The organism is Streptomyces venezuelae (genome assembly GCF_008642275.1).
Lineage (GTDB): Bacteria > Actinomycetota > Actinomycetes > Streptomycetales > Streptomycetaceae > Streptomyces > Streptomyces venezuelae_E.
On sequence record NZ_CP029189.1, the window covers coordinates 3,207,148 to 3,232,515 of the forward strand.

At 73.2% G+C, this 25,368-nt stretch carries 24 protein-coding genes; 12 read left to right on the forward strand and 12 right to left on the reverse strand.

Features of this window, described 5'->3' with window-relative positions; translation table 11 throughout:
- Positions 1-24: 24 nt before the first annotated feature.
- The 5 genes from DEJ51_RS13860 to DEJ51_RS13880 form a co-directional block, all read right to left on the reverse strand.
- Positions 25-1,488, reverse strand: coding sequence for an aldehyde dehydrogenase family protein (locus tag DEJ51_RS13860; RefSeq protein ID WP_150257865.1), 1,464 nt, complete (start codon positions 1,486-1,488; stop codon positions 25-27).
- Positions 1,485-3,224 (reverse strand): N-acyl-D-amino-acid deacylase family protein, encoded by a 1,740-nt coding sequence (locus DEJ51_RS13865; RefSeq protein ID WP_150257866.1) that lies wholly within the window; start codon positions 3,222-3,224, stop codon positions 1,485-1,487. Before DEJ51_RS13865 ends, DEJ51_RS13860 begins: the two co-directional genes overlap by 4 nt.
- A 222-nt stretch (positions 3,225-3,446) precedes the next feature.
- The gene (locus DEJ51_RS13870; protein WP_150261904.1) at positions 3,447-4,568 is read right to left on the reverse strand and encodes an LLM class flavin-dependent oxidoreductase; all 1,122 of its coding nucleotides are present in this window, start codon (positions 4,566-4,568) and stop codon (positions 3,447-3,449) included.
- 94 nt (positions 4,569-4,662) lie between these two features.
- Complete coding sequence (locus DEJ51_RS13875) at positions 4,663-5,448, reverse strand: SDR family NAD(P)-dependent oxidoreductase (protein ID WP_150257867.1); 786 nt, start codon at positions 5,446-5,448, stop codon at positions 4,663-4,665.
- 69 nt (positions 5,449-5,517) lie between these two features.
- Complete coding sequence (locus DEJ51_RS13880) at positions 5,518-6,465, reverse strand: LLM class F420-dependent oxidoreductase (RefSeq protein WP_190620369.1); 948 nt, start codon at positions 6,463-6,465, stop codon at positions 5,518-5,520.
- 148 nt (positions 6,466-6,613) lie between these two features.
- Here DEJ51_RS13880 and DEJ51_RS13885 point away from each other — a divergent pair, with 148 nt between their 5' ends.
- A complete protein-coding gene (locus DEJ51_RS13885) occupies positions 6,614-7,252 on the forward strand; it encodes a hypothetical protein (protein ID WP_190620372.1) in 639 nt (212 codons plus the stop codon).
- Here the strand turns inward: DEJ51_RS13885 and DEJ51_RS13890 are convergent.
- The 3 genes from DEJ51_RS13890 to DEJ51_RS13900 form a co-directional block, all read right to left on the reverse strand.
- Positions 7,224-8,075, reverse strand: coding sequence for a L,D-transpeptidase family protein (locus tag DEJ51_RS13890; RefSeq protein WP_150257868.1), 852 nt, complete (start codon positions 8,073-8,075; stop codon positions 7,224-7,226). The two genes, DEJ51_RS13885 and DEJ51_RS13890, sit on opposite strands and share 29 nt — an antisense overlap.
- A 110-nt stretch (positions 8,076-8,185) precedes the next feature.
- Complete coding sequence (locus DEJ51_RS13895) at positions 8,186-9,415, reverse strand: ATP-binding protein (RefSeq protein WP_223835799.1); 1,230 nt, start codon at positions 9,413-9,415, stop codon at positions 8,186-8,188.
- Complete coding sequence (locus DEJ51_RS13900) at positions 9,412-10,074, reverse strand: response regulator transcription factor (RefSeq protein WP_150257869.1); 663 nt, start codon at positions 10,072-10,074, stop codon at positions 9,412-9,414. Before DEJ51_RS13900 ends, DEJ51_RS13895 begins: the two co-directional genes overlap by 4 nt.
- A 90-nt stretch (positions 10,075-10,164) precedes the next feature.
- Between DEJ51_RS13900 and DEJ51_RS13905 the strand changes: the two genes are divergently transcribed.
- The 7 genes from DEJ51_RS13905 to DEJ51_RS13935 all read left to right on the forward strand — a co-directional run bounded on the left by DEJ51_RS13905 (position 10,165) and on the right by DEJ51_RS13935 (position 15,070).
- A complete protein-coding gene (locus DEJ51_RS13905) occupies positions 10,165-10,650 on the forward strand; it encodes a hypothetical protein (RefSeq protein WP_150257870.1) in 486 nt (161 codons plus the stop codon).
- Positions 10,647-11,753 (forward strand): peptidoglycan-binding protein, encoded by a 1,107-nt coding sequence (locus tag DEJ51_RS13910; protein ID WP_150257871.1) that lies wholly within the window; start codon positions 10,647-10,649, stop codon positions 11,751-11,753. Before DEJ51_RS13905 ends, DEJ51_RS13910 begins: the two co-directional genes overlap by 4 nt.
- Entirely contained in the window at positions 11,750-12,487 is a 738-nt protein-coding gene (locus DEJ51_RS13915) for an ABC transporter ATP-binding protein (RefSeq protein WP_150257872.1), read from the forward strand. Before DEJ51_RS13910 ends, DEJ51_RS13915 begins: the two co-directional genes overlap by 4 nt.
- Positions 12,484-13,710 (forward strand): ABC transporter permease, encoded by a 1,227-nt coding sequence (locus DEJ51_RS13920; RefSeq protein ID WP_223835800.1) that lies wholly within the window; start codon positions 12,484-12,486, stop codon positions 13,708-13,710. The genes DEJ51_RS13915 and DEJ51_RS13920 overlap by 4 nt, the downstream gene beginning before the upstream one ends.
- A 128-nt stretch (positions 13,711-13,838) precedes the next feature.
- Entirely contained in the window at positions 13,839-14,282 is a 444-nt protein-coding gene (locus DEJ51_RS13925; RefSeq protein WP_317852397.1) for an NUDIX hydrolase, read from the forward strand.
- 135 nt (positions 14,283-14,417) lie between these two features.
- Positions 14,418-14,762 carry a hypothetical protein gene (locus DEJ51_RS13930; protein WP_150257873.1) on the forward strand — a complete coding sequence of 115 codons (345 nt, stop codon included), beginning with the start codon at positions 14,418-14,420 and terminating at the stop codon, positions 14,760-14,762.
- A complete protein-coding gene (locus tag DEJ51_RS13935) occupies positions 14,759-15,070 on the forward strand; it encodes a hypothetical protein (RefSeq protein ID WP_150257874.1) in 312 nt (103 codons plus the stop codon). The genes DEJ51_RS13930 and DEJ51_RS13935 overlap by 4 nt, the downstream gene beginning before the upstream one ends.
- Before the next feature lie 23 nt (positions 15,071-15,093).
- On the opposite strand, the gene DEJ51_RS13940 is transcribed toward DEJ51_RS13935, so the two are convergent.
- Together DEJ51_RS13940 and DEJ51_RS13945 are read right to left on the reverse strand one after the other, a co-directional pair.
- Entirely contained in the window at positions 15,094-15,957 is an 864-nt protein-coding gene (locus DEJ51_RS13940) for a trypsin-like serine peptidase (protein WP_150257875.1), read from the reverse strand.
- Between the two features lie 84 nt (positions 15,958-16,041).
- On the reverse strand, positions 16,042-16,536 hold the full coding sequence (locus tag DEJ51_RS13945) for a GNAT family N-acetyltransferase (protein ID WP_150257876.1): 495 nt from the start codon (positions 16,534-16,536) through the stop codon (positions 16,042-16,044).
- A gap of 331 nt (positions 16,537-16,867) precedes the next feature.
- On the opposite strand from DEJ51_RS13945, the gene DEJ51_RS13950 reads away from it, so the two are divergent.
- A complete protein-coding gene (locus DEJ51_RS13950; protein ID WP_150261910.1) occupies positions 16,868-18,079 on the forward strand; it encodes an MFS transporter in 1,212 nt (403 codons plus the stop codon).
- Positions 18,080-18,122: 43 nt separating this feature from the next.
- On the opposite strand, the gene DEJ51_RS13955 is transcribed toward DEJ51_RS13950, so the two are convergent.
- Positions 18,123-19,349, reverse strand: coding sequence for an amidohydrolase family protein (locus DEJ51_RS13955; RefSeq protein WP_150257877.1), 1,227 nt, complete (start codon positions 19,347-19,349; stop codon positions 18,123-18,125).
- A gap of 131 nt (positions 19,350-19,480) precedes the next feature.
- On the opposite strand from DEJ51_RS13955, the gene DEJ51_RS13960 reads away from it, so the two are divergent.
- From DEJ51_RS13960 to DEJ51_RS13970, 3 genes are all read left to right on the forward strand, one after another.
- Entirely contained in the window at positions 19,481-22,846 is a 3,366-nt protein-coding gene (locus DEJ51_RS13960) for a BTAD domain-containing putative transcriptional regulator (RefSeq protein WP_411757315.1), read from the forward strand.
- Positions 22,847-23,022: 176 nt separating this feature from the next.
- A complete protein-coding gene (locus DEJ51_RS13965) occupies positions 23,023-23,223 on the forward strand; it encodes a hypothetical protein (protein WP_150257878.1) in 201 nt (66 codons plus the stop codon).
- 126 nt (positions 23,224-23,349) lie between these two features.
- Positions 23,350-24,081 carry a class I SAM-dependent methyltransferase gene (locus DEJ51_RS13970; protein WP_150257879.1) on the forward strand — a complete coding sequence of 244 codons (732 nt, stop codon included), beginning with the start codon at positions 23,350-23,352 and terminating at the stop codon, positions 24,079-24,081.
- Positions 24,082-24,247: 166 nt separating this feature from the next.
- On the opposite strand, the gene DEJ51_RS13975 is transcribed toward DEJ51_RS13970, so the two are convergent.
- Positions 24,248-25,363 (reverse strand): methyltransferase domain-containing protein, encoded by a 1,116-nt coding sequence (locus tag DEJ51_RS13975; protein WP_150257880.1) that lies wholly within the window; start codon positions 25,361-25,363, stop codon positions 24,248-24,250.
- Positions 25,364-25,368: the final 5 nt, after the last annotated feature.

Here is a 25,368-nt window from a genome sequence, read left to right on the forward strand (position 1 = left end):
CCGGCCGGACCCGGCGCCGCCGTCTCAGCCCGGCCAGACGATCGACTGGACCTCGCTGTAGGCGTGCAGCGCGTACGAGCCGACGTCCCGGCCCACCCCGCTGCGCTTGAAGCCGCCGAACGGGGCCTCCATGTTGCGGCCGATGGTGTTCACGCCGACCCCGCCCGACCGCAGCCGCCGCGCCACGCGGAACGCGCGTGCCGAGTCCCCCGACCACACGTAGCTCAGCAGCCCGAAGTCGCTGTCGTTGGCCAGCCGGACCGCCTCCTCCTCGTCGCCGTCGAAGGGGACGACCACGACGACCGGGCCGAAGATCTCCTCGCGGACCACCCGCATGTCGTTCGTGCAGTCCACGAGCAGGGTCGGGGCGACGTAGAAGCCGCGGCCGTCCCCGACCACGGGGCGCTCGCCGCCGTACGCGATCTTGGCACCCTCCTTCTTCCCCAGCTCGACGTACGACTCCACGCGGTCGCGGTGCGCCGCCGAGATGACCGGGCCGACCACCGTGCCAGCCGCCGCCGGGTCTCCGACCTTCATGAAGGCCAGGTAGCCGGTGAGCTTCTCGATCAGCTGCTCGTACACCGACCGGTGGACGATCACCCGGGTCGGGGCGGTGCAGATCTGCCCGGAGTAGAAGGAGAAGGTCGTCCCGATCCCCATCACCGCCGCGTCCAGGTCCGCGTCCTCGAAGACGATCGCCGCGCCCTTGCCGCCGAGTTCCATCAGCTGCCGCTTCATCGTGCGGCCGCAGACCTCGGCGATGCGCTGCCCGACGGCCGTGGAACCGGTGAAGGAGACCATGTCCACGTACGGGGAGTCCACCGCGGCCTCGCCGACCTCCACCGACTGCCCGTTGACCACGTTCACCACGCCCGCGGGCACCCCGGCCTCGTGCAGGGCGTCCGCCATCCTGAACACCGACAGCGGGTCCTGCGGTGCCGGTTTGACCACCACCGTGTTGCCCATGGCCAGGGCGGGTGCGACCTTGCCGGCCGGGTTCGCCCACGGGTTGTTGTAGGAGGTGATGCAGGTGACCACACCGACCGGCTGGCGCACTTCCAGGGCGCCCAGGATGCTCGCCCTCCCCATCGGGCCGGCCTCCGTGACCTGCGGCGGCAGCCCCTTCTCCACCGGTTCCAGGGCGCCCTTGGCGTAGCGGCGGAAGCGGGCGACGCCCACGCCGACCTGCATGCCGCGTGCGATGCCGGTCGGCGCGCCCGTCTCGGCCTGCGCCAGCGCCGCCCACGGCTCGCACTCCCGCTGCATGATGTCCGCGGCCCGGTCCAGGATCTCCGCCCGGGCCTGCGGGGTGGTGCGCGACCAGCTCTCGAAGGCGTCGGCCGCGGCGCGGGCCGCCTCCTCGACCTGCCCGCGCGAGGCCTCGGGGGCGAGCCCGACCACCGACTCGTCCGCCGGGTTGACCACCTCGTAGTGGCCGCCCGCGGGCTCGACCCACTCGCCGCCGATGTAGAGGGGTTGTGCCTTCAACGGGTGCTCACCGTCCTCGTGTCCCGGCCAGAGCGGAGCACGGTCCCGGGGATCGCCCCGGTCACCTCGTCGTCGCGGATGGTCTCGACGCCGTTGACCCGTACCGAGACGATGCCGATGGCCCGTGCGTCCAGCCGCGGGCTGTCCCCGGGCAGGTCGTGGACCAGGGTCGCGGGGCCGGCCTCGATCCGTTCCGGGTCGAAGAGGACCAGGTCCGCGTGGAAGCCCTCGGTGAGGCGGCCGCGCTCGCGGAGCCCGAACAGCCGGGCCGGGTCGTCGGTGAGCATCCGTACCGCCTGCTCCAACGGCACCAGCTTGCGGCCGCGCAGGCAGTCGCCGAGGAACCGGGTCGTGTACGGGGCCCCGCACATCCGGTCCAGGTGCGCGCCGGCGTCGGAGCCGCCGAGCATGACGTCCTCGTGCTGCCAGGTCTCGGCGCGCAGGGCCCAGCTCGCGGGGTCGTTGTCGGTGGGCATCGGCCACAGGACGGTGCGCAGGTCGTCGTTGGCGCAGATCTCCACCAGGCACTGGAAGGGGTCCTGGCCGCGTTCGGCGGCGATGTCGTTCACGACCCGGCCGGAGAGGCCCTCGTTCTCCTTGCTGTACGTGTCGCCGATGACGTACCGGCCGAAGTGGGCGAGGCGCCGGAAGACGCCGGCCTCCTTGCTGTCGGCGCGGCGCAGCATCTCGGCGCGTACGTCGGCGTCGCGGAGCCTTTCGATCCGCTCGGGCACGGGGAGGCCGAGGACCTCTCCCCAGCCGGGGATGAGGTTGAGCGCGCAGAAGGTCCCCAGCGACATGTTCATGGGGGTGAGGATGGGCATCGTCAGCGCGACGATCCGGCCTCCGGCCTTGCGGGCGCGCTCGCTGGGTATCAGCTGGCGCGGGACCCGTTCGGGGACGGAGGCGTCGATGGTGAGGACGTTCCAGTTGAGGGGCCGGCCGGCGGCGGCGCTCATCTCCACGAAGAGGTCGATCTCGTCGTCCGAGAACTGGTCGAGGCAGCCGGCGACGATGGCCTCCAGCTGGGTGCCCTCGTGTTCGGAGACCGCCTTCGAGAGGGCGAGCAGCTCGGCGGGCCGGGCGTGGCGGGAGGCCACGGGGGCGCCGGAGCCGTCGGAGTGGGTGGAGGACTGGGTGGTGGACAGGCCCCAGGCGCCGGCGTTCATGGCGTCGTGGAAGAGGTCGAGCATCTGCTGCATCTGCTCGGGGGTGGGCTGGCCGCCGACGGCGTCCTCGCCCATCACGTGGCGGCGCAGGGCGCAGTGGCCGACCATGAAGCCGGCGTTGACGGCGATCCGGCCTTCCAGGGCGTCGAGGTACTCGCCGAAGGTGGACCAGGTCCAGTCGACGCCCTCCTCCAGGGCCTTGAGGGCCATGCCCTCGACCTTGCTCATCATGCGGCGGGTGTAGTCGGCGTCTTCGGGGCGGGCCGGGTTGAGGGGCGCCAGGGTGAAGCCGCAGTTGCCGCCGGCGACGGTGGTCACGCCGTGGTTCATGGAGGGTGTGGCGTACGGGTCCCAGAAGAGCTGGGCGTCGTAGTGCGTGTGCGGGTCGATGAAGCCGGGGGTGAGGATCAGCCCGGTGGCGTCCTCGGTGGTGCAGGCCTCTTCGGTGACGGTTCCGGGTGCGGCTATCACCGCGATCCGGCCGTCGCGTATCCCCACGTCCGCGACGCGGGCGGGGGCGCCGGTACCGTCCACGACGGTCGCGCCCTTGATCAGGTGGTCGAGCATGACGTCCCTTCTGCCGGAGTTCGCGTTGCGGCCCGTCTCGTGGGGCTCCGCCCCCGCGGGCCCGCGCCTCACACGCCGGCGGGGCTGGAATGCCCAGCCGGCGTGTGAGGCGCGGGGTGTGGGGCGGAGCCCCCGCGGGCCCCGGCCGGTGGCCGCCCGGCCGGGGCCGGTGCGGGACGGCGGTCCGGGAAGACGCCGTCCCCGTAGGTGCCCCCGCAGGGGTCAGGCGGACTGCCGGAAGCGGGTCGTGCGGTGCACCGGGTCCGTGTCGATGTGCGGGATCACGTGCTCGCCGATCAGCTTGATCGTGGTCATCGTGTCCTCGTACGAGACGCCGGTCGGCAGGCCGAAGGAGAGCTGGTCGGCGCCCGCCTGCTCCCAGCGCTTGCACTGGGCCCGGACCTCCGACGGGTCGCCGCAGATCAGCAGTTCCTCGGCGATGAGCAGTTCGATGATCTCCGCGTTGTACTCCGGGAGGGTCTCGGGCCATTCGGGGATCGCCTCGGGCCGCGGGAAGGTGTCGTGGTAGCGGAAGACCAGCGACTGGAAGCGGTTCATGTTGGCGCCCACGGCGATCTCGACGGCCTTGTCGTGGGTCTCGGCGCAGATGGCGGTCGAGGTGACCATGACGTTGTCGTTCACGAAGGCGCCGATGGCCTTCGCCTCCCGGATGGCCGTCTTGTACTGGTCGAGGACCCACTCCATGTCGGAGACCTTCTGCACGCTGAAGCCCAGCACGCCGAGGCCCTTCTTCGCCGCCATCGCGTACGAGGACGGGGAGCCGGCCGCGTACCACATGGCCGGGTGGGCCTTGCCGTACGGCTTGGGGAAGACCTTCCGCGGCGGGAGCGACCAGTGCTTGCCCTGGAACCCCTCGTACTCCTCCTGGAGGAACATCTTGGGGAATTCCGCGATGGTCTCCTCCCAGATCTCCTTGGTGCCGTTCATGTCCTCGATGCCCGGCAGAAAGCCGAGGATCTCGTGGCTGCCCGCGCCGCGGCCGGTGCCGAACTCGAAGCGGCCCTTGGAGAGGTGGTCGAGCATGGCGACCTTCTCGGCCACCTTGACCGGGTGGTTCACCGGGGCGAGCGGGTTGAAGATGCCGGAGCCGAGGTGGATGCGCTCGGTGGCGTGGGCGAGGTACCCGAGGAACACCTCGTTCGCCGACAGGTGCGAGTACTCCTCCAGGAAGTGGTGCTCGGACGCCCAGGCGTACTTGAAGCCGGACTTGTCCGCCTGTATGACGTACTCGGTCTCCTCGATCAGCGCCTTGTGCTCTGCCTCGGGGTCGACCTTGGACCGCGCCTCAGGCACGTATCCCTGCACAAAGAGCCCGAATTCCAAGGGGTTCACCGTCCTTTGGTTTCTGACGTTGCGTCAGATTCGATGTCTCGACTGTTCCATCGCCGGGGTGGGACCGTCAATACCTGACGACCCATCAGAGAATGCTGACGCCCGCAATCCAGCCGCCGTCGATCACGAACGGCTGGCCGGTGATGTAGGAGGAGTCGTCGCCCGTCAGGAAGAGCGCGAGCTTCGCGATCTCCTCCGGCTGCCCCACCCGGCCCATCGGGACGACCCGCTTGTAGAGCTCCGCCATCGCGTCCCTGGCCTCGTCGGTCATGTTCGCCGGGTCCAGCAGGCCCGGGTTGGCCATCGGGGTGTCCACGGCGCCCGGGCACATCGCGTTGACCCGGATGCCCTTGGCCGCCAGCTCCAGCGCGGCCACCCGGGTGAGCCCCAGGATCGCCGCCTTGGTGGCGGCGTACGTCCCGACGTACGCCATGCCCGTCAGGCCCGTGTACGAGGAGGTGTTGACGATGGTGCCGCCGCCCGCCGCCTCGATCTCGGGAGCCACCGTCTTGATGCCGAGGAAGGCGCCCACCTGGTTGACCTGGACCACCTGCTGGAACTCCTCCAGCGGGGTCGCGGTCAGCTCGTTGAAGCGCAGGATGCCCGCGTTGTTGACCAGGCCGTCGACCGGCCCGAAGGTCTCCTTCGCCGCGGCGATCGCGGCCGCCCAGTCCTCCTCGCGGCTCACGTCCATCCGTACGTACCGGGCCCGGTCCTCGCCGATGTCCTTGGCCACCGCCGCGCCCTGCTCGTCCAGGACGTCACCCAGGAGCACCCGCGCCCCCTCGGCGGCGAAGAGCCGGGCCTCCTGCTCGCCCTGCCCGCGCGCCGCGCCGGTGATGATGACGACACGCCCGTCCAGCTTGCCCATGATCCGTCAGCCCCCATTCGTCCAGCCGTCCGGCCGTTCAGTCATTGAGTCGTTCAGACGTTCAGTCGTTCAGTCGTTGAGGAGGGGGGCCACCTCGGCCCCGAAAGCGGTGATCTGGTCCACGAGTTCGGCCCGGTCGCGGCTGCGGAAGCGCACCTGGATCTGGTCCACTCCGAGCGCCCCGTACTCCCGCAGGGACTCGGCGAGCGCCTCCGCCTTGCCGGTGAGGGCGCGGCGGCCGGTGTCCCAGCCGGGCTCGCCGACGTACAGCGCCTCGGTGATCGCGCCGAACTCGAACGGGCCGTCCGCCCCGGCCTCGGCGCGCAGCTCCTCGATCCGGGCGATCTGCGCCGGGAGCCTGTCGCGCGGGTCCCCCTGCGGGAGCCAGCCGTCCCCGCGGACCGCGGCCCGGCGCACGGCGGCGGGCGAGGAGCCGCCGACCCAGACGGGGATCCGCTCCTGCGCGGGCCGCGGCAGCTGGCCGAGGTCCTTGAAGGAGAACAGCTCGCCCTCGAACTCCGGGTACTCCTCGGGGCCCAGCGCCGCCCGCAGCGCGTCCAGGGTCTCGTCGAGGACGGCGCCCCGTCGCGCGAAGTCGACGCCGAGCACCTCGAACTCCTCCTGCACGTGCCCGGCGCCCACCCCGAGGATCAGCCGGCCGCCGGAGAGGTGGTCGAGGGTGGCGTACTGCTTGGCGCTGACCAGCGGGTGGCGCAGGCCCAGGATCGCGACGTGGCTCAGCAGCCGTACGCGCTCGGTGATGCCGGCCAGGAAGGACAGGGTGGCCACCGGGTCGTACCAGACGGTGCTCATGGGGCCGGCGAGCCGCCGCGGGACGGCCACATGGTCACAGGTGGCCACGTACCCGAAGCCGGCCCGGTCGGCGGCCCGGGCGATCTCGGCGAGATCGGCGGCCGTGGCCGCGGCCTCCCAGGGTTCGGCGTAGATGGTGCTCTGCGACTGGACCGGGAGCTGCATCCCGTAGACCAGCCGACCTTGCGGAAACACGCGCGCCATGAGGGGCCCGCCTCGCCTTCGTCTGCCGATTCGTCATATCGGTGCGGGCCCATCGTCGTAGCTGACGATCCGTCAGACAAGGGGTGCGGCACACCCGCGGCGGAACCGGGGCGTTCCCCCGCCCCGTCCCGCTCGCTAGGGTGCGCGCGTGGATCTGATACTCACGCTGGTCAGCGGGATCGCCTGGACGGTCGTGTACCTGGAGGCGATCCGCGTCGGACTGCGGGACCGGACGTACGCGATGCCCGTCGCCGCGCTCGCGCTCAACTTCGCCTGGGAGACGACCTACGCGGTCCGCGACGTCTCCACCGGGCTCTCCGCGCAGGGCGTGGTCAACGTGGTGTGGGCGGTGGCCGACCTGGTGATCGTCTACACCTACCTGCGCCACGGGCGCGCCGAGCTGCCGGAGTTCGTGACCCGGCCGCTCTTCGCCGGCTGGTCGGTCCTGGTGTTCGGGACGGGCTTCGCCGTGCAGTGGCTGTTCCTGGCGCACTTCGGTGCCCACGACGCGAGCCGGTACTCGGCGTTCCTGCAGAACCTGCTGATGTCCGGCCTGTTCATCGCCCTCTACGCCGCCCGGCAGGGGCCGCTCGGGCAGTCCCTGACCATCGCGGTCGCCAAATGGCTGGGGACGCTCGCGCCGACCCTGCTGTTCGGGGTGGTGGAGGACGCGCCGTTCATCCTCGGTCTCGGGATCCTGTGCTCGGTCTTCGACCTCGTCTACATCGGGCTGCTGCTGCGGCCCCGCCCCGCCCGGCTCAGAAGCCTTCCGGCCCCATCACGATGACCGGCTTCGCCGCCGGGTCGAGGGTCTCCAGGACCTTCCGCATGGCTTCCTTGGGAATGCCCACGCAGCCCTGCGAGGGCCCGTCGTGGTCCACGTGCAGCCAGATGTTGCCGCCCTTGTCCTCGCCGTCCGGCATCACCGGGTCCAGCGGGGACGTGCCCGGCCTGCGGTTGAAGTCGATGGCGACGACGTAGTCGAAGGAGCCCGTCAGGGACTCCCCGTTCACCCCGAGACCCGAGGGGACGAAGCCGTTGTCCCGGTCGTACGGGAGCCTGGTGCCGGGCGGCTTCGGCAGCAGACCGCCCGCGTCGGTGAGCGCGAAGACGCCCATCGGCGAGGTCAGGTCTCCGTACGTGCGTTCGGTGGACCAGCCGTTGGCCCCGTTGCGGGCCGGCCAGCTCTCGGCCCGGACCCAGTCGGCGCCGGCCGCCGGGCGCGTGTAGAAGGCGGCGGTGGACTCCGAGGAGTCGACGGCCTTGCCGGTGACCAGGATGAGCTGACGGGATTCGGCCGGAATCCGGGCCCGGGTCTGGTCGCTGACCCCGCTCAGGCCCTGCCGGGCGGCCTCCTCGGCCGCCCGCTCGGCGGCCTGCTGCGCGGCCCGCCGGGCGTCACGCGCGGCCCGGTCCTCGGCCTGCGGCCGGGAGTCCGCCCGGGCCTGCGGCCGCGGGCCGGCGGCCTGGTCCGGATCCTGGGCCGCATACACCCAGCCGGCCGTGAAGGTCACCAGGCCGAGCACGGCGGCGAGGGCCACCCGGGGGGACCTGCGGACCGCGCGGGGCTTGCCGGACGGACGGGAGCGGGCTCGGACGTGCTGGCTCATTCCTCCGACCGTACATCAGCAGGCCGCCGGAGCCCGGGTGGCCGCGACCTGCGCGCCCAGGCCGTCACTTTCGGATCGTGCCGGGCCCGCCACGATCCGATCGGGACGGCCTAAGCGGTCCGCAGGAAGCGGACTCGGACCGTCAGGCCGCCGTCCGGGGCCGGATTGGCCTCCGCCACGAGCTCGGCCCCGTGCGCCCGCGCGATCGAGGCCACGATCGACAGCCCCAGCCCGGCTCCCTCGCCCACGGTGTGCAGCCGTTCGGCACGCCTGCGGAAGGGCTCCAGCAGTCCCGGGACGTCCGCGGGGGCGATCACCGGTCCGGTGTTCGACACCGTCAGTTCCCCCTCGGCGGAGGTGGACACGCCGATCCGGCCGTCGGCGCGGTTGTGCCGTACGGCGTTGGCCAGCAGGTTCCGCAGCAGATGCCCCAGCAGGGTCCGGTCCCCCTGCACGGTCAGCGGCGCGAGGGTCCGTACGACGGTGAGCCCCTGCTGCGGACAGGCCGCCAGCTCGGCCGCCGCGAGCGCCGCGAGGTCGACCGGGCCGGTGGACTCCAGCCCCTGCTCCGAGACGGCGAGCAGCAGCAGGGACTCGATGAGGTGCTCGCTGGAGTCGGCGACGCCGATCAGCTTGGCGCGGATCCGGGCCACCTTCTCCGGCGAAGGATCCCCCGCCAGGCCGATCTCGGCCGCCGCCCGCTGCACGGCCAGCGGGGTGCGCAGCTCGTGCGCCGCGTTCGCCGCGAACCGCCGCTGGGCGGAGACCAGCTGCTCCATCCGCCCCAGCATCGCGTCGAAGGTGTCGGCCAGCTCCTTGAGCTCGCCGGGCGGGGCGTCGAGGGAGATCCGCTCGTCCAGGTTCTCCCCGGACAGGCGGCGCGCGGTCTCGGTGATCACCCCGACGGGGCGCAGCACCCGGCCGGCCATCCACCAGGCGAGCCAGATCGACAGCACGGCGAAGACGGCCAGCGCGAGGAGGGAGTACACGAGCAGCCGGTGCCGGGTGGCGTCGGTGACGGCGTCGGAAAGGTTCTGGGTGTAGGCGTAGCGCTCCAGCTGCTCAGGGGTGGGGGTCTGGCCCGGGGGCAGTTTCCGCGCCGGTTCGCAGGGGCACCCCGGGGTGATCTTCTCGCCGGGGACGGCCCCGGGCGAGGGGACCGCGTAGGCCGGGGAGACCGTACGGACGGCCCCGCTGACGCTCGCGTACAGGCCCTGGCCGACGAGGAGGTAGACCAGCGCCACCAGGCCGCCGCCCGCCAGGAGCAGCAGGGAGCCGTACAGGGCGGTGAGGCGGCCCCGCTCGGTGCGCAGCGGCCCCGTCGGCGAACGCCCGCTCACCGGGCCGCGATCCGGTAGCCCGCGCCGGGCACGGTCTCGATCAGCGGTGGGTCGCCCAGCTTGGCGCGGAGCTTGCTGAGGGTGACCCGGACGGCGTTCGTGGAGTAGCTGGTGTCCTGCTCCCACACCTGCTCGATCAGGTCGTCGTTGCTGACGACGGCTCCCTCGGCGCGCAGCAGCTCCTCCAGCACCGCGAACTCCTTGCGGGACAGCGCGAGCCGGTGCCCGTCCCGGCTGGCGCTGCGCCGGGCGGTGTCGACGGCGACCCCGCCGCGCTCCAGCACGGGCGGCAGCGCGGGGCGGGTCCTGCGGCCCAGGGCCAGGACGCGGGCGAGCAGCTCGTCGTAGGCGAAGGGCTTGGTGAGGTAGTCGTCGGCGCCGAGTCCGAGGCCCTCGACCCGGTCCCGTACGGTCCCGGAGGCGGTCAGCATCAGGACGCGGGTCGGCAGCCGCTCCCGCACGACCTGCCGGCAGACCTCGTCGCCGTGCAGGCCGGGCAGGTCGCGGTCCAGGACGAGGACGTCGTACTCGCCCAGGCGCAGGCGCCGCAGGGCCTCCGGGCCGTCGCTCGCCTCGTCGACGGCGAGCGCGTCACGGCGCAGCCCCTCGGCGATCATCTCCCGGAGGAACTCCTCGTCCTCCACCACCAGTACGCGCATGGCGTCCTCTCTACCGGAGATCGGTGTTTCGCCGTTGTAAGCAGGGTGCGAGAGGGAAGCGAAAGGCCCGTTCACCGCAGGCTCGGGCCCATGAAGCGATCCCTGATCATGACCACGGCCGCGGTCGTCACCGGGCTGACCCTGTTCGCCACCGCCTGCGCGAACGACGCGTCGGCGGGGAAGGAGGACTCCTCCGGGGGTGGCGGGGGCGGCGCCGGGACGGTGGCCGACAACGCGGTGAAGATGCGCCAGTGCCTGCGCGAGCAGGGCATCGACGTGCCCGATCCCGAGCCCGGCCAGGACCCGCGCGGGATGACGATCGGCGGGGACGCCGATCCGCAGAAGATGCAGGAGGCCATGAAGAAGTGCGGGACGAGCACCGGCACCGGGGCCGGCAGGGAGCCCACGCAGGAGGAGAAGGACAAGGAGCTGGAGTGGATCCGGTGCATGCGCGAGAACGGGGTCGCCCTCAAGGACCCTGAGTACAACGGCGGCATGAAGAGCGCCACCGAGATCCCCAAGGGTCAGGAGAAGGCCTTCGAGGAGGCCCAGAAGAAGTGCGACACGGGCCGATGAGGAAGCGGGCCAAGTGGCTGCTGGCCTCACTCACCGCCGTACTGGCCGTCTCGGGCGGCGGATGGGCCGTCATGGCGCAGCCGCAGCGCGACGGGGGCGGGCAGGAGCAGCGCGCGGCCGGCGGACTGCCGCCGGCCACGGCGCCGGTCAAGCGCGGTGACCTCGGCTCGGGTCTCCAGGTGGAGGGCACCCTCGGCTACGCGCGGGAGCGCAAACTGAACGCGGCCGGGCCCGGCGTGCTCACGTGGACCGCGGGCGCGGGCTCGGCGGTGGAGCGCGACGGGAAGCTGTACGAGGTCAACGGCCGGGCGGTGCGGCTCATGTACGGGTCCACGCCGATGTACCGGCCGCTGAAGGCCGGCGACAAGGGCGAGGACGTCAAGCAGCTCAAGCGCAATCTGCAGGCCCTCGGGTACGGGACCGGGCTCGACCCGGAAGACGGCACCTTCACGGCGGGCACGGCCACGGCGGTCAAGCGGTGGCAGAAGGCGCACGAGGTGACGCAGACGGGCGAGGTCGGCAAGGAGGACGTCGCCTTCGCGACGGGGCCGCAGCGGGTGCGCACGGGCGACGCGGCGGTCGGTGACGAGCTGGCACCGGGCAAGCCGGTGCTGACGGTGACGGGCACCGAACGGATCGTCCGCTGCCGGCTGGACGCGGCGAAGGCGGGCGCGGCGAAGGCGGGCGACCCGGTGACCGTACGGCTTCCGGGCGGCGGCAGCGCCACCGGGAAGATCGACTCGGTGGGCGGGTCCGCCGGCCCCGACGACAAGGACGGCGGCGGCGCGGGCGGACCTGGCGGCGGCGGCGACAAGAAGGCCCAGGTCGAGGTCGTCGTCACCTTCGACAAGGCCGCCGGGGTGAACGTGCCGGACCAGTCCCCGGTGACGGTCGGCCTGACCGGTGAGACCCGCAAGGGCGTGCTCTCCGTACCGGTCAACGCGCTGCTCGCGCTCGCGGGCGGCGGCTTCGGCGTCCAGGTCGTGGAGGACGGCCGGGCCCGCGAGGTCCCGGTCGAGCTCGGCATCTTCGGTAACGGCCGGGTCGAGGTGACCGGCGACGCCCTCAAGGAGGGCATGCAGGTGGGGATCCCGAAGCTGTGACGGCCACGACGACGCATCCGGCGGCACGCCGGACGACGCATCCCGACCCGGTCGTGGAACTGACCGGGGTCACCAAGGAGTACCCGGGCGGGGTCGCGGCCCTGCGCGGGGTCGACCTGACCGTCGCCTCCGGCGAACTCCTCGCCATCGTCGGCCCGTCGGGCTCCGGCAAGTCCACGCTGCTGCACATCGTCGGCACCCTGGACCGCCCGACCTCGGGCGGCGTACGGATCGCCGGGTACGACATCGCGGCCCTCCCGGACCGTTCGCTGTCGGCCCTGCGCTCGCGGCACGTCGGCTTCGTCTTCCAGTCCTTCCACCTGGTGCCGGGGATCAGCGCCCTGGCCAACGTCGCCGAAGGGCTGCTCTACAGCGGCCTCCCGCGGGCCGAACGGCTGCGCCGGGCAGCACAGGCCCTGGACCGGGTGGGCCTCGGCGACCGGACGGACCACCGGCCGCACGAGCTGTCCGGCGGGCAGAAGCAGCGTGTGGCGATCGCCCGGGCGGTGGCGGGCGCACCGGACCTGCTGCTGGCCGACGAGCCGACGGGCGCGCTGGACACGGCGTCCGGGGAGTCGGTGATGGAGTTGCTGCGCGAGCTGAACCGGGACGGCGCCACCATCGCGGTGATCACCCACGACCAGGAGATCGCGGCGGGCCTGCCGCGGCAGGTACGGATCCGCGACGGGGAGATCGTCGCGGACGTACGGAACCGGGCGGGGGCGGCGTCGTGAGCCGCGCGAGGCCGCGTACGGGGACCCGCGCCCGTCGGCTGAAGCCGCCGCGGCTGTCCCCGCGGGACGTGCTGCACGTGGGATCGGCGGGCCTGCGCGCCCGTCCGGCGCGGGTGTTCCTGTCCGCCCTCGGCATCGCCATCGGCATCGCGACGATGATCGCGGTGGTGGGGATCTCCTCCTCCAGCCAGGCGAAGCTGCTGAGTGAGCTCGACAAGCTCGGCACCAACATGCTGGTCGCGAAACCGGGCGAGGGGATGTTCACCGGGCAGGACACCAAGCTGCCGAAGGACGCCCCCGGCATGATCTCCCGGATCGCCGGGGTCGAGTCGGTCGGCACCACCGGCGACGTGCCCGAGTCCGTCCGCCGCTCCGAGAACATCCCGAAGGGGGAGACGGGCGGGATCGTGCTCAAGGCGGTCAGGGACGACCTGCTGGGCACGCTGCGCGCGCGGCCGGCGAGCGGCACCTGGCTCAACGCGGCCACCGGGCGCTATCCCTCGGTGGTGCTCGGGGACGTCGCCGCGCGCCGGCTCGGCATCACCGCACCCGGTCAGCAGGTCTTCATCGGCGGCCGGTACTTCACGGTGACAGGCGTCCTGGAGCCCGTCCCGCTGGCCCCGGAGATCGAGCGGTCCGCGCTGATCGGCTGGGAGGCGGCCGAGCAGCTGCTGGGCTTCGACGGTCACCCGACGGCGGTGTACGAGCGATCGGCGGACGACCGGGTGGCGGCGGTCCGCGCACTCATCCCGAGGAGCGCCAACCCGCAGACCCCGAGCGCGGTGCAGGTCACCGACCCGTCGGCGGCCCTGCAGGCGAAGGCGGCCACGGAGGGCGCGTTCAGCACACTGCTGCTGGGGCTGGGCGGGATCGCACTGCTGGTGGGCGGGGTCGGCGTCGCCAACACGATGATCATCTCGGTGCTGGAGCGGCGGCACGAGATCGGCCTGCGCAGGTCCCTGGGCGGCACGAAGGGCCAGATCCGGATCCAGTTCGTGACGGAGTCCCTGCTGCTGTCCGGGCTCGGCGGTCTGGCCGGCATCGCCCTGGGCGCGGCGGCCACGGCGGTCTACGCCCGGGCCGGCGACCTGCCCTGGGTGGTCCCGCTCTGGGCGGTGACCGGCGGCTTCGCCGCCACGCTGGTGATCGGCACCCTGGCCGGGCTCTACCCGGCGGTGCGCGCGGCCCGGCTGTCGCCGACGCTGGCGCTGGCGGCGGCGTAGCGGGGCGGGCGCGGGGACGGCTCCGGGGGCGGGCGCGGGGACGGCTCCGGGGGCGGGCGCGCAAAAGGCGGTAAAAGGCCAGGTGCAAGCCCGTCCCCCGGAACCGATCACCGGCGTACATTGAATCGATGATGCGAACTCCACGTCACGCAGCGCGCGTTGTCATCCTGTCCCCCACCGGGTCCGTGTTCCTCTTCCGGGAGGACAACGTGGAGGTGGGCATCCACTGGCTGCCACCCGGCGGCGGCATCGACCCCGGCGAGAGCCCCGAGGACTGCGTGCGGCGCGAGCTGCGCGAGGAGACCGGCTGGACCGACCTGGAACCCGAACGGCTGCTCTGCACCTGGGAGCACGACTTCACGCACCAGGGGATCCCGGTCCGCCAGCACGAGCACGTCTTCGTCACCAGGGGCCCGCACCGCGAGCCGGTCCTGGAGGCCCCGGACATCCACTGGCAGTGGCTCTCCCCACAGCGCCTGGCCACCCTGGGCGAGCCCCTGTGGCCCCCGAGCCTGCCGGACCTCCTGGCCGACACCCGGGCGGAGCCGGTCCACCTGGGCCTGCTGGCCTGACCCGCAGGTCCGGCGCACCTGCGCCCGCGTCTCCGCCTCCGCCCGCGCCTCCGCCTCCGCCTCCGCCTGCGACGGACGCACGGGGCGGGCCCCGGCGCACTATCGTGGAGGGCGCCGACCGGAAGAGGACGTCTGATGACCACCGCCCCGGGGCCCGCCCACGGTGTCCCCCCGATGCCCGAGCGCAGCATTCCCGCGTTGCGGGCGGCGATCGCCGCCCATGCCCCGCAGCTCCTGGGCGACTTCGAAGCCAATTGGCGCACGAAGGTCGCCGACACCTACGACATCGGGGCGGCGCCGGCGTTCCTTGCACGCTGGTGGGGCGAGTACGCGCTCGCCAGGGACCCCCACCTCGACCACCACGTGCGTGATCTGGAGGAGCGGGCGGCCGGGTGCGCGGATCCCGACAAGGCCCGGGACCTGCTGGAAGAGGCGTCGCGCATCCACCACCGGGTGGCCGCGCTCGGACCCGGCGAGTGAGCGCAGAGTTCACCGGCCCCCCGTGGGCCACGGACTGGACCAAGCTCGCAGCCGGATACCGGGACACCCTGCCCGCCGCCGTGCGTGATCTGATCACCGACGCGGTCACGGAGCTGAAGACGTCACGGCATCCGTACCGCGACGACCACCTCGACACGACCAGGGTGAGCATCGAGCCGGTCCGCTCCACCGATCCGCGCGGTGCCCACATCCTCTACTTCGACCGGGGCCACGGCTGGCTGCGCTACACCTTCGTCCACCGCACGGCCGAGCCTCAGATCGTCATCGAGCAGGTCTTCTGGCAGTAGCCGGCACATGGGACGGCCTGGTGTCAGCGGGCCGCCGGTGCCTTCGACGTGGCCTTGGCGTAGAGGGAGGCCGCGTACTCGCCGAGGACGGTGCTGGTCGACACGTCGTCCGTGTCCCCGCCCGTGAGGATGCCGATGATCTTCCCGTCGCCCGCGATCCACGCGCTGCCGCTGGTGCCGCCCGGGAAGTCGGCGCAGTCGAAGCGCTGTTGGGTCGCGCTCTCGCGGACGGCGACCGCCGTGCAGGTACGGGGGATCCCGCGGTCGGCGGGGTAGCCGGTGACGGTGACCTGCTCGCCCGCCCGGCCGCTGGTGTCGAGGACGGCCGCGCCGGTCACGTCCTCGATGGCGCGGCCCTTGTCGTCCGGAGCGAGGCGTGCGAAGGCGAGGTCGTAGTCGTCGTCCGTGCCCTCGGCCCAGCGGTCGTCCTCGAAGACCTCCTCGATCTTCCATGTGCCGTACGGGGCGAAGCCGTTGGCGTAGGCCGGTGCGAACACGGCGCTCCCGGTGCTCTGGTCCCCTTCGAGCAGGCAGTGCCCGGCGGTGATGATCATGCTCCGGCCGGGGCTGCTCACCACGGTGGCGGTGCAGAAGTGGTCACTGTCCAGGCCGTTGGTGAACAGGGCTCCGGTGAAGGCGGCGGGCCCGCCGGGCGGCGGGGTGACGGCCGGGGGCAGAGTGGCGCCGGGGGCCGGGGACAACTGCTGGGGCTTCGCCGCTTGCGGTCGCGACGACGGGCCCGTCGGCGACGCGCTCGGAGCGGCCTTCGCCCGTACCTGAGGGACAGCCTCCGGCGGCGGCGCGAGCTTGGCCACCGCGGCGGACGCCCCCAGGGCCGCCACCGCGCACAGCACCGCCGTCACGACGGTCCGCTTGTCCACCGACATGATCATCCTCCCGCTTTGCCCCGGCGAAGCATGCCCCGGCAGCCCGCTCCGGTGCAAGGCGGCGGAAGGCCCCCGGCCCGCGCCTCACACGGTTTCGGCCCGCAGGTCGCACCGCAGACGCAGGCCCGGGCGGCCGTCCAGATCCACGTCGCCGGTGGTCACGAATCCCGTACGGGCCAACACGGAGCGCGAGCCCGGGTTGTCGAGCGTGGTGACCGCCCGCAGCTCGGTGAGCCCGTACTCCGCGACCGCCAGCCCACGGGCCTCACGGACCGCGGCCGTGGCCAGACCCCGGCCCGTGGCGTGCTCGGCGATCCGGTACCCGAGCTCGGCCGAACCGTCGGCCACGTCGACGAGGTTGACCCGGCCCACCACCTCGCCGCCGTCGCCCACCAGGACGTGGAAGAAGCACAGCCCGGCGGCCTGCTCGGCCATCAGCGCGGCGTGCCGCTCGTCGAAGTCGGCGAAGTAGCGGTCGCCCCGGTCCGGGACCGACGCGGCGAAGTAGGCCCGGTTCTCCCGCTCGAAGGCGAGCAGAGCCGGTGCGTGGTCGAAGCGCAGCAACTGGAGTCGGGGCACGGCCCGATGCTAGTGCTCCGACCGGAGAGGTTTGCCGCCTCGCGGCGTCCGGTGCGGTGCATCGCAAGGCGGAGGGGCACGGCTCGTACCGGACGTACTCGCGTGGCCCGACAACGCGGCGAGGCGCCGTGCCGGGCGTCGCGAGGCGGTGAACCTCTCCGGTCGGAGGACTAGTGCTCCGACCGGAGAGGTTTGCCGGCTCGTCAGGCCCTGGCGTGGGCCGCGCGGTGCCGCCCCCGCACGGGGGAAGCCGTGGTGCGGCGTATAGGTCGTCTGCCCGATCCCCCGCCCCCGCCTTAGAACACAGGCTGAGCGGGTGATCGATCGAGGCATGGGGAAGGTCCTGCGGGACCGCAACGCACGGCTCTACCTGTCGGGGGTGGTGGTCTCCGGTTTCGGGACGACCGCGATGTGGCTCGTGGCCGGGGTCTGGGTGAAGTCACTGACCGGGTCGGACGCGCTCGCGGCGCTGACCGTGTTCACCCTGTGGGCGCCGGTCCTGGCCGGACCGGCCCTCGGGGCACTCGCCGACCGGCTGCCCCGGCGGCCGCTGCTCGTCGCCCTCGGCCTGGTGATGGCCGCGCTGCTGCCCGTACTGCTCCTGGTGGACTCGGCGGACCGGGTGTGGCTGCTGTTCGCGGTGCTGCTCGTGTACGGGACGTGCGGCACCGTGCACGGGGCGGCGGAGGCGGCCCTGGTTCCGCAGGCCGTCGGCGGGCGGCTCCTGGGGGACTTCAACGGGCTGCGGCTGACGGCCGACGAGGGCATGAAGCTCCTGGCGCCACTGGCGGGCGCCGCCTTGTTCGCACGGTCCGGCGGGGCTTCGGTGGCCCTGCTCGACGCGGTGACCTTCGCTCTGGCGGCGGGGATCTTCGCCCTGCTGCGGGTACGCGAGGAACCTCCGGAGCGGGAGCGGATACGGGACGGCGCGGGCGCCTTCGTGCGGATGGCCGCGGGCGGGGTGCACCTGCGGCGGGTGCCGGCGGTGCGCACGCTGGTGGCCGCCGGCGCCGCCGTGATGTTCCTGGCCGGGCTGAACGGCGCGATGGTCTACGCGGTCGCCGGGGACGTGCTCGGGCACGCGCCCACGCACGTGGGGGTGCTGTACGCGGTGCAGGGCGCGGGCTCGGTCCTGAGCGGGATCGTGGCGGGCCCGCTGCTGCGGCGGATGCCGGAGACGGTGTTCGCGGCGGCCGGGGTGGCACTGTTCGCCCTGGGCGCCGGGGTCCGGGCGCTGCCGTACGACGCGGTGGCCCTGGCGGGCAGCGCGGCCATCGGCGCCGGGCTGCCGTGCGTACTGATCGCCGCGCTGACGGCGGTGCAGCGCGAGGTCCCGAACGACGTGCTGGGCCGCGCCGCGGCCACGGCGAACACCCTGATCTTCGTACCGAACGCGGTGGCCCTGGCGCTGGGGGCGGCTCTGGTGGCCTTCGTGGACGTACGGGTGCTGCTGCCGGTGCTGGCGGTGGCGGGGCTGGTCACGGCACTGCTGCTGGTGGCGTGGCCGCGGCGTGGGCCGCGGGCCGGACGCGGGTGCGCGTAGGGCGTGGCCGGTGGAGGGGGCCGGCCACGCCCTGCCTGGGAGCTCAGGCCCCCGGCCCCGCCCACAGGCCGTCCGCCGTGAGCCCGAGCAGCTCGATCGCGTTGCCGCGCACGATGCGGTCCACCACGTCCGGAGCCAGGTGGCCCATCTGCGCCTCGCCGACCTCGCGGGACTTCGGCCAGGTCGAGTCGGAGTGCGGGTAGTCCGTCTCGTAGAGGACGTTGCCGACGCCGATCGAGTCGAGGTTCTTCAGGCCGAAGGCGTCGTCGAAGAAGCAGCCGAAGACGTGTTCGGCGAAGAGCTCCGAGGGCGGGCGCAGCACCTTGTCCGCGACTCCGCCCCAGCCTCGGTTCTCCTCCCAGACCACGTTCGCGCGTTCGAGGATGTACGGGATCCAGCCGATCTGGCCCTCCGCGTACATGATCTTCAGGTTCGGGAAGCGTTCGAACTTGCCGCTCATCAGCCAGTCGACCATCGAGAAGCAGCAGTTGGCGAAGGTGATGGTGGAGCCGACCGCGGGCGGGGCGTCGGCCGAGGTGGACGGCATGCGGGAGGAGGAGCCGATGTGCATGGCGATGACCGTGCCGGTCTCGTCGCACGCCTGCAGGAAGGGGTCCCACTCGTCCGTGTGGACGGAGGGCAGGCCCAGGTGCGGGGGTATCTCTGAGAAGGCGACCGCGCGGACGCCCCGCGCGGCGTTGCGGCGCACCTCGGCGGCGGCCAGGCGGGCGTCCCAGAGCGGGATGAGGGTGAGGGGGATGAGGCGGCCGCCGGCGTCCGGGCCGCACCACTCCTCCACCATCCAGTCGTTGTAGGCCCGTACGCCGAGGAGCCCCAGCTCACGGTCCTTGGCCTCGGTGAAGGTCTGGCCGCAGAAGCGGGGGAAGGTCGGGAAGCAGAGGGCCGACTGGACGTGGTTGACGTCCATGTCCGCGAGCCGGTCGGGAACCGAGAAGGACCCGGGGCGCATCTGCTCGTAGGTGATGACTTCCAGTTTGATCTCGTCGCGGTCGTACCCGACAGCCGTGTCGAGGCGGGTGAGCGGCCGGTGCAGGTCCTCGTACACCCACCAGTCACCGATGGGGCCGTCGTCGCCCTTGGCCCCCATCACGGGGGCGAACTTGCCGCCGAGGAAGGTCATTTCCTTCAACGGGGCGCGGACGACGCGGGGCCCGATGTCGCGGTACCTGGACGGGAGCCGGTCCCGCCATACGTGGGGGGGCTCAACCGTGTGGTCGTCCACCGAGATGATCTTCGGGAAGGTCTCCATGACCTCTACGGTAGCGCTGATCTGACGAACCGTCAGCTAGTTGGCCGGTGATCGGTCGGACACGGGCTGACGTGTACGCGCGAGACAGGGCAGACTGACCCTTACACCGACGGAAGGCAGGGGGACGACAGATGGACGGCGTACCGGCCATCCCGAGCCCGCGGAAACACCCCGGGGGCCCGACGGCCGCCCCCGCTCCCCGCTCCGGGACAGGTACGGCCGGAACCGGTGCAGACACGGCAGTGACGGGCCCGGCCGCCACGGCCGGTACGAGCGGCCCCGGCAGGCCCGGCCCCGGCACGTCCGGCACGGCCGGGCCCGGCACGGGAGCAACCACCAAGCCCGCGGCCACAGGCAGCACGACCGGTGCAGCCGGCCCTGGCCCGTCCGGCACGGACACGGGCCCGTCCCGCACGGACACCGGCAGGTCCGGCCCGGGCCCCGGACTCGGCCTGTCCGGCACAGACACGAGCAGGCCCGGCCCCGGCCCGTCCGGCACGGACACCGGCACGGACACCGGCACATCCGGCGGCGGCCGGCTCGGCGCCGAGGCTTCCCCCACCGCCGCAGACACCACGGGCACCGCCGCCGGCGAGTCCCGCTTCGCCGTCCTCGGCCCCGTACGCGCCTGGCGCGGCGCCGAGATCCTGCCCTCCGGCACCCCCCAGCAGCGCGCCCTGCTCGCCGTCCTCCTGCTGCGCGACGGCCGCACCGCCACCGCGCCCGAACTCATCGACGCCATATGGGGCGAGGACCCGCCGCAGCAGGCCCTCGCCACCATCCGCACGTACGCCTCCCGCCTGCGCAAGGTCGTCGCCCCCGGCCTCCTCGTCACCGAGTCCGGCGGCTACGCCATCCGGCTGCGCTCCGCCGCCACCCTCGACCTCGGCGTCGCCCGCAGCCTCGCCGCCGACGCCGAGGCGGCCAGGGCCGCCGGGGACCGCTCGCTGGCCCGGACGCTCCTGGCCCGCGCCCTCGACCTCTGGGAGGGCGAGCCCCTCGCCGGCGTGCCCGGACCGCACGCCGAGACCGAGCGCATCCGGCTCGCCGAATGGCGCCTCCAGCTGCTGGAGACCCGCCTCGATCTCGACCTGGAGGTCGGCCACCACGCCGAGGCCGTCTCCGAGCTCACCGCCCTCACCGCCGCCCACCCGCTGCGCGAACGCCTGCGCGAGCTGCTGATGCTCGCCCTCTACCGCAGCGGCCGGCAGGCCGAGGCCCTCGCCGTCTACGCCGACACCCGCCGCCTCCTCGCGGACGAGCTCGGCGTCGACCCCCGCCCGGAACTGGCCGCGCTGCAGCAGCGCATCCTGAACGCCGACGCCGATCTCGCCCGCGCGGAGGACCCGGCCCCGGCCGCCGCGACCGTTCACGTGAGGCCCGCCCAATTGCCTGCGACCGTCCCCGACTTCACCGGCCGCGCCAGCTTCGTCGCCGAGCTCGGCGCCATCCTGGGCGGCGGCGCCCTGGACCAGGTCATGGCCGTCTCCGCGCTCGCCGGCATCGGCGGCGTCGGCAAGACCACCCTCGCCGTCCACGTGGCCCACGCCGCCCGCCCGCACTTCCCGGACGGCCAGCTCTACGTCGACCTCCAGGGCACCGAGGCCCGACCCGCCGAACCGGAGGCCGTCCTCGGCTCCTTCCTACGGGCCCTCGGCACCCCCGACACGGCCATCCCCGACTCCGCGGCCGAGCGGGCCGCGCTCTACCGCTCCACCCTCGACGGCCGCCGCGTGCTCGTGCTCCTCGACAACGCCCGCGACGCCGCCCAGGTCCGCCCGCTGCTGCCGGGCACCGCGGGCTGCGCCGCCCTCGTCACCAGCCGGGTCCGCATGGCGGGCCTCGCCGGGGCCCATCTCGTCGACCTCGACGTGATGAGCCCCGAGGAGGCCCTCCAGCTCTTCACCCGCATAGTCGGCGAGGAGCGGGTGCGCGCCGAACGCCAGGCCGCCCTCGACGTCGTCGGCGCCTGCGGCTTCCTGCCGCTCGCCATCCGCATCGCCGCCTCCCGGCTCGCCGCCCGCCGCACCTGGACGGTCTCCGTCCTGGCCGCCAAGCTCGCCGACGAACGCCGCCGCCTCGACGAGCTCCAGGCCGGCGACCTCGCCGTCAAGGCCACCTTCGAGCTGGGCTACGGCCAGCTGGAGCCCGCCCAGCAGCGCGCCTTCCGACTCCTCGGACTCGCCGACGGCCCCGACATCTCCCTCTCGGCGGCAGCGGCCGTACTCGACCTGCCCGAGTACGACACCGAGGACCTGCTGGAGGCTTTAGTCGACTGTTCCCTGCTGGAATCCGCCGCCCCCGGCCGCTACCGCTTCCACGACCTCGTACGCCTCTACGCGCGTGCCTGCGCCGAGCGCGACGAGCAGCCGCCGAGCGGGCGCGAGGCGGCCCTGGACCGGCTGCTCGACTTCTACCTCGCCACCGCCTCCGGGGTCTACGCCCTGGAACGCCCCGGCGACCGGCTCCCCGCGCACCTGTCCGACACCCACTACCCCGGGCTGGTCTTCGCCGAACCGCGCGCCGCCCTGGACTGGCTGTACGCCGAGGCCGACCCGCTGCTGGCGTGCGTACGGCAGGCCTCCGTACGGGGCGGCGAGTCGCTGGTCCTGCGCCGGGCCGTGGACCTGCTGTGGGCGGCGAAGGACCTCGCCGAGTCCGGGGCCAACTCCCGGCAGTACGAATCGGCCGCCGTGGCCCTGCGCGACGCCGCCCAGGCAGCGAAGGACCCGTACGCCGAGGGCCGCGCCCGCACCACCCTCACCAACGTGCACCTGGTCGCGGGCCGCTTCGCCGAGGCCGACGACGAGGCCGCCCGGGCCACCGCGCTCGCGCGCGAGGCCGGCGACCCGCTGCCCATGTGCTGGGCGCCCAACGACCGCGGGATCATCGCCCTCTACGAGGGCCGGCACGCGGACGGCGAGCGCTACCTGCTGCAGGCCATCGAGTGCTTCCGGGCCGACGGCAACAACGTCGGCGAGGCCAGCGCCCTGTGCAACCTCTCCCGCATCCACGTGGAGCTGGGGCGCCTGCCCAGCGCCATAGACCTGGCCCAGCAGGGCATCGCCATCTACGACCGGATGGGCCTGAGCCTGCGCCTGGCCAACGGCCGCTACGCGCTGGGCATCGCCCTCACCCAGGCGGGCCGGCTCGGCGAGGCGCTGGCGCAGCTCGCCGAGGCGCTGTCGCTGTTCCACGAGAACCGCCAGCCGCTGTGGGAGGGCGTGACGCACTTCCGGCTCGCCGAGGCCCACCTGGCGGCGCGCCGGCCCACCCTGGCCGCCTCGCACGCCGAGCAGGCCATCGCGCTGCGCGGGATCGGCGGGGAGTGGCGCCGGGCGACGGTCCTGACGGTCCTCGGCAAGGCGCTGCGGCGGCTGGGGCAGCGGGACCGGGCACGGGCCTGCTGGCGGGACGCGGAGGCCGTGTTCACGCAGCTGAGGTCGGCGGAACTGGGCGAGGTGCAGGCCCTGTTGGCGTCGGAGATCGCCGCCTGAGCCGTGGGAAGCGGGTTGAACGCGGCGTTCATCGTTCGTTTATCACCGTCCGACACGATAGGTACATCGACCCGGCGCGTCGGGGGGCGCCCGGGCCGGTTGGAGGACTACCCGTTCGGCGGTCATCGGGGGAATCGCCGAACGGGCCCAGCCCCATCCATCCATCAGGAGAATCGATGACGACGAACGAGAACCTCAAGCCGCTCGACAACCACGCCTCGGGCGTCGAGATCGAGACCCTGGACAACCACGCCTCGGGCATCGAGATCAAGCCGCTGGAGAAGGAGCCGGTTCCGGCCGTGCCCGCTCCGGGCGTGCCCACCGCGGGCGACGAGATCCAGACGCTGGACAACCACGCGTCCGGGCCGCGCCCGTAACACTCGCACGACGTACGGGGGATTCCACGGGGGAATCGGGGGAACGGCGGTCGCGGTGGCCGGGAGGGGGAGCCACCGCGACCGCCGTACACGTGTGTGCGGGCACGGGCGGCATAGGCTGGGAGCGTGTTCTCCTCCCACGGGCCGAGCGTCCGCGAACTGGCAGTGCAGGGCCTCTCCTCGGTCGAGCGGGGCTACGACCTCCTCGCGCCGAAGTTCGACCACACCCCCTTCCGCACCCCGGACCGGATGCTCGACGCCGTCGAGGAGACCCTCGCCCTGCACGAGGGCGGCTTCGGGTCCGGCCTGGACGTGTGCTGCGGTACGGGCGCCGGGATCGACATGCTGCGCCGGCTGTGCAGCGACCGGATCACCGGCGTGGACCTGAGCGCGGGCATGCTCGCGGAGGCCGGGCGCCGGTACGGTGCGGACGCCGGGCGCGTGGACTTCGTACGGGCCGACGCGCGGGCCCTGCCGGCCGCCCTCGCGGACAGGTACGACCTGGCGGTCAGCTTCGGCGCCTTCGGGCACTTCCTCCCGTCGGAGCGGCCCGCGCTCTTCTCCGGGATCCACTCCGCGCTGCGCGGGGGCGGTGTCTTCGCCTTCCCGATCGGCGCCCCGCTGCCGCCCGGCTCGCGGGTGTGGTGGGCGACGACGGGCTTCGACGCGGCGATGCGGGTGCGCAACGCGGTGTGGCGTCCCCCGTTCGTCATGTACTACCGGACCTTCCCGCTGGGCCCGGTCCGCGAGGACCTCCGGGCGGCCGGCTTCACGGTGGAGACGGTCCCGTTGGAGCACTTCGGCCACCGCCCGAACGGCACCCCGAACTGGCGCCTGGTCCTGGCCCGCCGCCTCTAGCGGGCCCGTGCCGCCGTATCCCGGTGCGCGGGGGAGCCGCCGAGCAGGCAGAACCAGCGCACCCCCGCCAAGGCTCGAAGGACTCGGAATCGTTCCTCCTCGCTCGCATCGAGGAGGACACCCCACGGGCCCCAGCCCGCCGTAGAGCACCGACAACCGACTACCGTCAGGGCGTGTACGGTCCGGCACCGGCGGCGCCGGACCAGACGCTCTGCCCGTCGTTTGTGACGGTCATTCCGAAGTCCCACACCCCTGGAGAGCCACGCTCCTCCCAGTGCCGCCGCCCGGCTTCGACCTCCGCCAGGAGCCGGCGGGGGCCACCTTCGTACGCCGCCGTGGTACCGGCCTGATCGATGACGGCGCCGGCCCAGGAGCTGACGCCGTCGTGCAGCCGGACGGCGAGGCTTTCCTTCGTGTCCTCGGTGGCGATCCGGATGTCGGGGTGGGACACCCTGAGCGCGAAGAGCAGGTTCACGTCGGTGAGCGCGCGCAGGCCTCGTTCGACGCGGACGGTGCGGTCGGGCGGGCCGTCGCCACGGATGGCGTGATACTCGCGGCCCTGGTCGACTCCGCGGCTCGGCATGAACATCCCGAGCCCCTGCACCCAGCCCGTCGCCGACTTGCCGTCGTCGGCGACGGTGAGCGCGACATGCCCGAGACGGCCCCAGGGGAAGACGATGCGGCCGCCGGGTCTGGTCTGCTCGATCCAGGCCCATGGGACCTGGTCGACGGCGTAGGTGGCGATCGCCCCGTCGTACGGGGCGCCAGTGGGCCAGCCGGCGTTGCCGTCTCCGGCGTGCACGGCGACGTCGAGTCCGGCCGCGGCCAGGCGTCGGCCGGCGGCCGCCGCGAGGTCGGCGTCGACCTCGACGCTGGTGACCAGTCCGGTGCCTGCGCGGGAGGCTAGGAGTCCGGCGTTCCAGCCAGCGCCGGTGCCGACCTCCAGGATCCGCTGTCCGGGCTCCAGGATGAGGGAGTCGAGCATGTCCGCGACGACGGCGACGCAGGACAGGCTGGAGCTGGGCAGGCCGTCGAGGATCTGGATGATGGCCGAGTCCTCGGGGCCCGCGTACACGAGGTCGGTCCACGCGTCCTGGTCGCGGTCGCGATCGACGGGCACGTACTGGTCGTGCCCGTCCCACGTCCACAGCCGGTCGGGGGCGAACTGGTGGCGGGGCACGGTGTCCAGGATGGCGCGGCGGACCCACGGGGAGTCCGCCGGCCACCGGCCCTGGGTTTCCATGGCCTCCGCCAGCTCGCGCTGACGGTCGTCGAGGTACATGTCGC

Bases quoted from the DNA above. Each gene is read 5' to 3' on its own strand.
- DEJ51_RS13865 (WP_150257866.1), bottom strand. From the start codon at position 3,224: ATGCTCGACCACCTGATCAAGGGCGCGACCGTCGTGGACGGTACCGGC.
- DEJ51_RS13875 (WP_150257867.1), bottom strand. From the start codon at position 5,448: ATGGGCAAGCTGGACGGGCGTGTCGTCATCATCACCGGCGCGGCGCGC.
- DEJ51_RS13880 (WP_190620369.1), bottom strand. From the start codon at position 6,465: ATGGCGCGCGTGTTTCCGCAAGGTCGGCTGGTCTACGGGATGCAGCTC.
- DEJ51_RS13890 (WP_150257868.1), bottom strand. From the start codon at position 8,075: ATGAGCCAGCACGTCCGAGCCCGCTCCCGTCCGTCCGGCAAGCCCCGC.
- DEJ51_RS13900 (WP_150257869.1), bottom strand. From the start codon at position 10,074: ATGCGCGTACTGGTGGTGGAGGACGAGGAGTTCCTCCGGGAGATGATC.
- DEJ51_RS13905 (WP_150257870.1), top strand. From the start codon at position 10,165: ATGAAGCGATCCCTGATCATGACCACGGCCGCGGTCGTCACCGGGCTG.
- DEJ51_RS13910 (WP_150257871.1), top strand. From the start codon at position 10,647: ATGAGGAAGCGGGCCAAGTGGCTGCTGGCCTCACTCACCGCCGTACTG.
- DEJ51_RS13925 (WP_317852397.1), top strand. From the start codon at position 13,839: ATGATGCGAACTCCACGTCACGCAGCGCGCGTTGTCATCCTGTCCCCC.
- DEJ51_RS13930 (WP_150257873.1), top strand. From the start codon at position 14,418: ATGACCACCGCCCCGGGGCCCGCCCACGGTGTCCCCCCGATGCCCGAG.
- DEJ51_RS13940 (WP_150257875.1), bottom strand. From the start codon at position 15,957: ATGTCGGTGGACAAGCGGACCGTCGTGACGGCGGTGCTGTGCGCGGTG.
- DEJ51_RS13950 (WP_150261910.1), top strand. From the start codon at position 16,868: ATGGGGAAGGTCCTGCGGGACCGCAACGCACGGCTCTACCTGTCGGGG.
- DEJ51_RS13955 (WP_150257877.1), bottom strand. From the start codon at position 19,349: ATGGAGACCTTCCCGAAGATCATCTCGGTGGACGACCACACGGTTGAG.
- DEJ51_RS13960 (WP_411757315.1), top strand. From the start codon at position 19,481: ATGGACGGCGTACCGGCCATCCCGAGCCCGCGGAAACACCCCGGGGGC.
- DEJ51_RS13965 (WP_150257878.1), top strand. From the start codon at position 23,023: ATGACGACGAACGAGAACCTCAAGCCGCTCGACAACCACGCCTCGGGC.
- DEJ51_RS13975 (WP_150257880.1), bottom strand. From the start codon at position 25,363: ATGTACCTCGACGACCGTCAGCGCGAGCTGGCGGAGGCCATGGAAACC.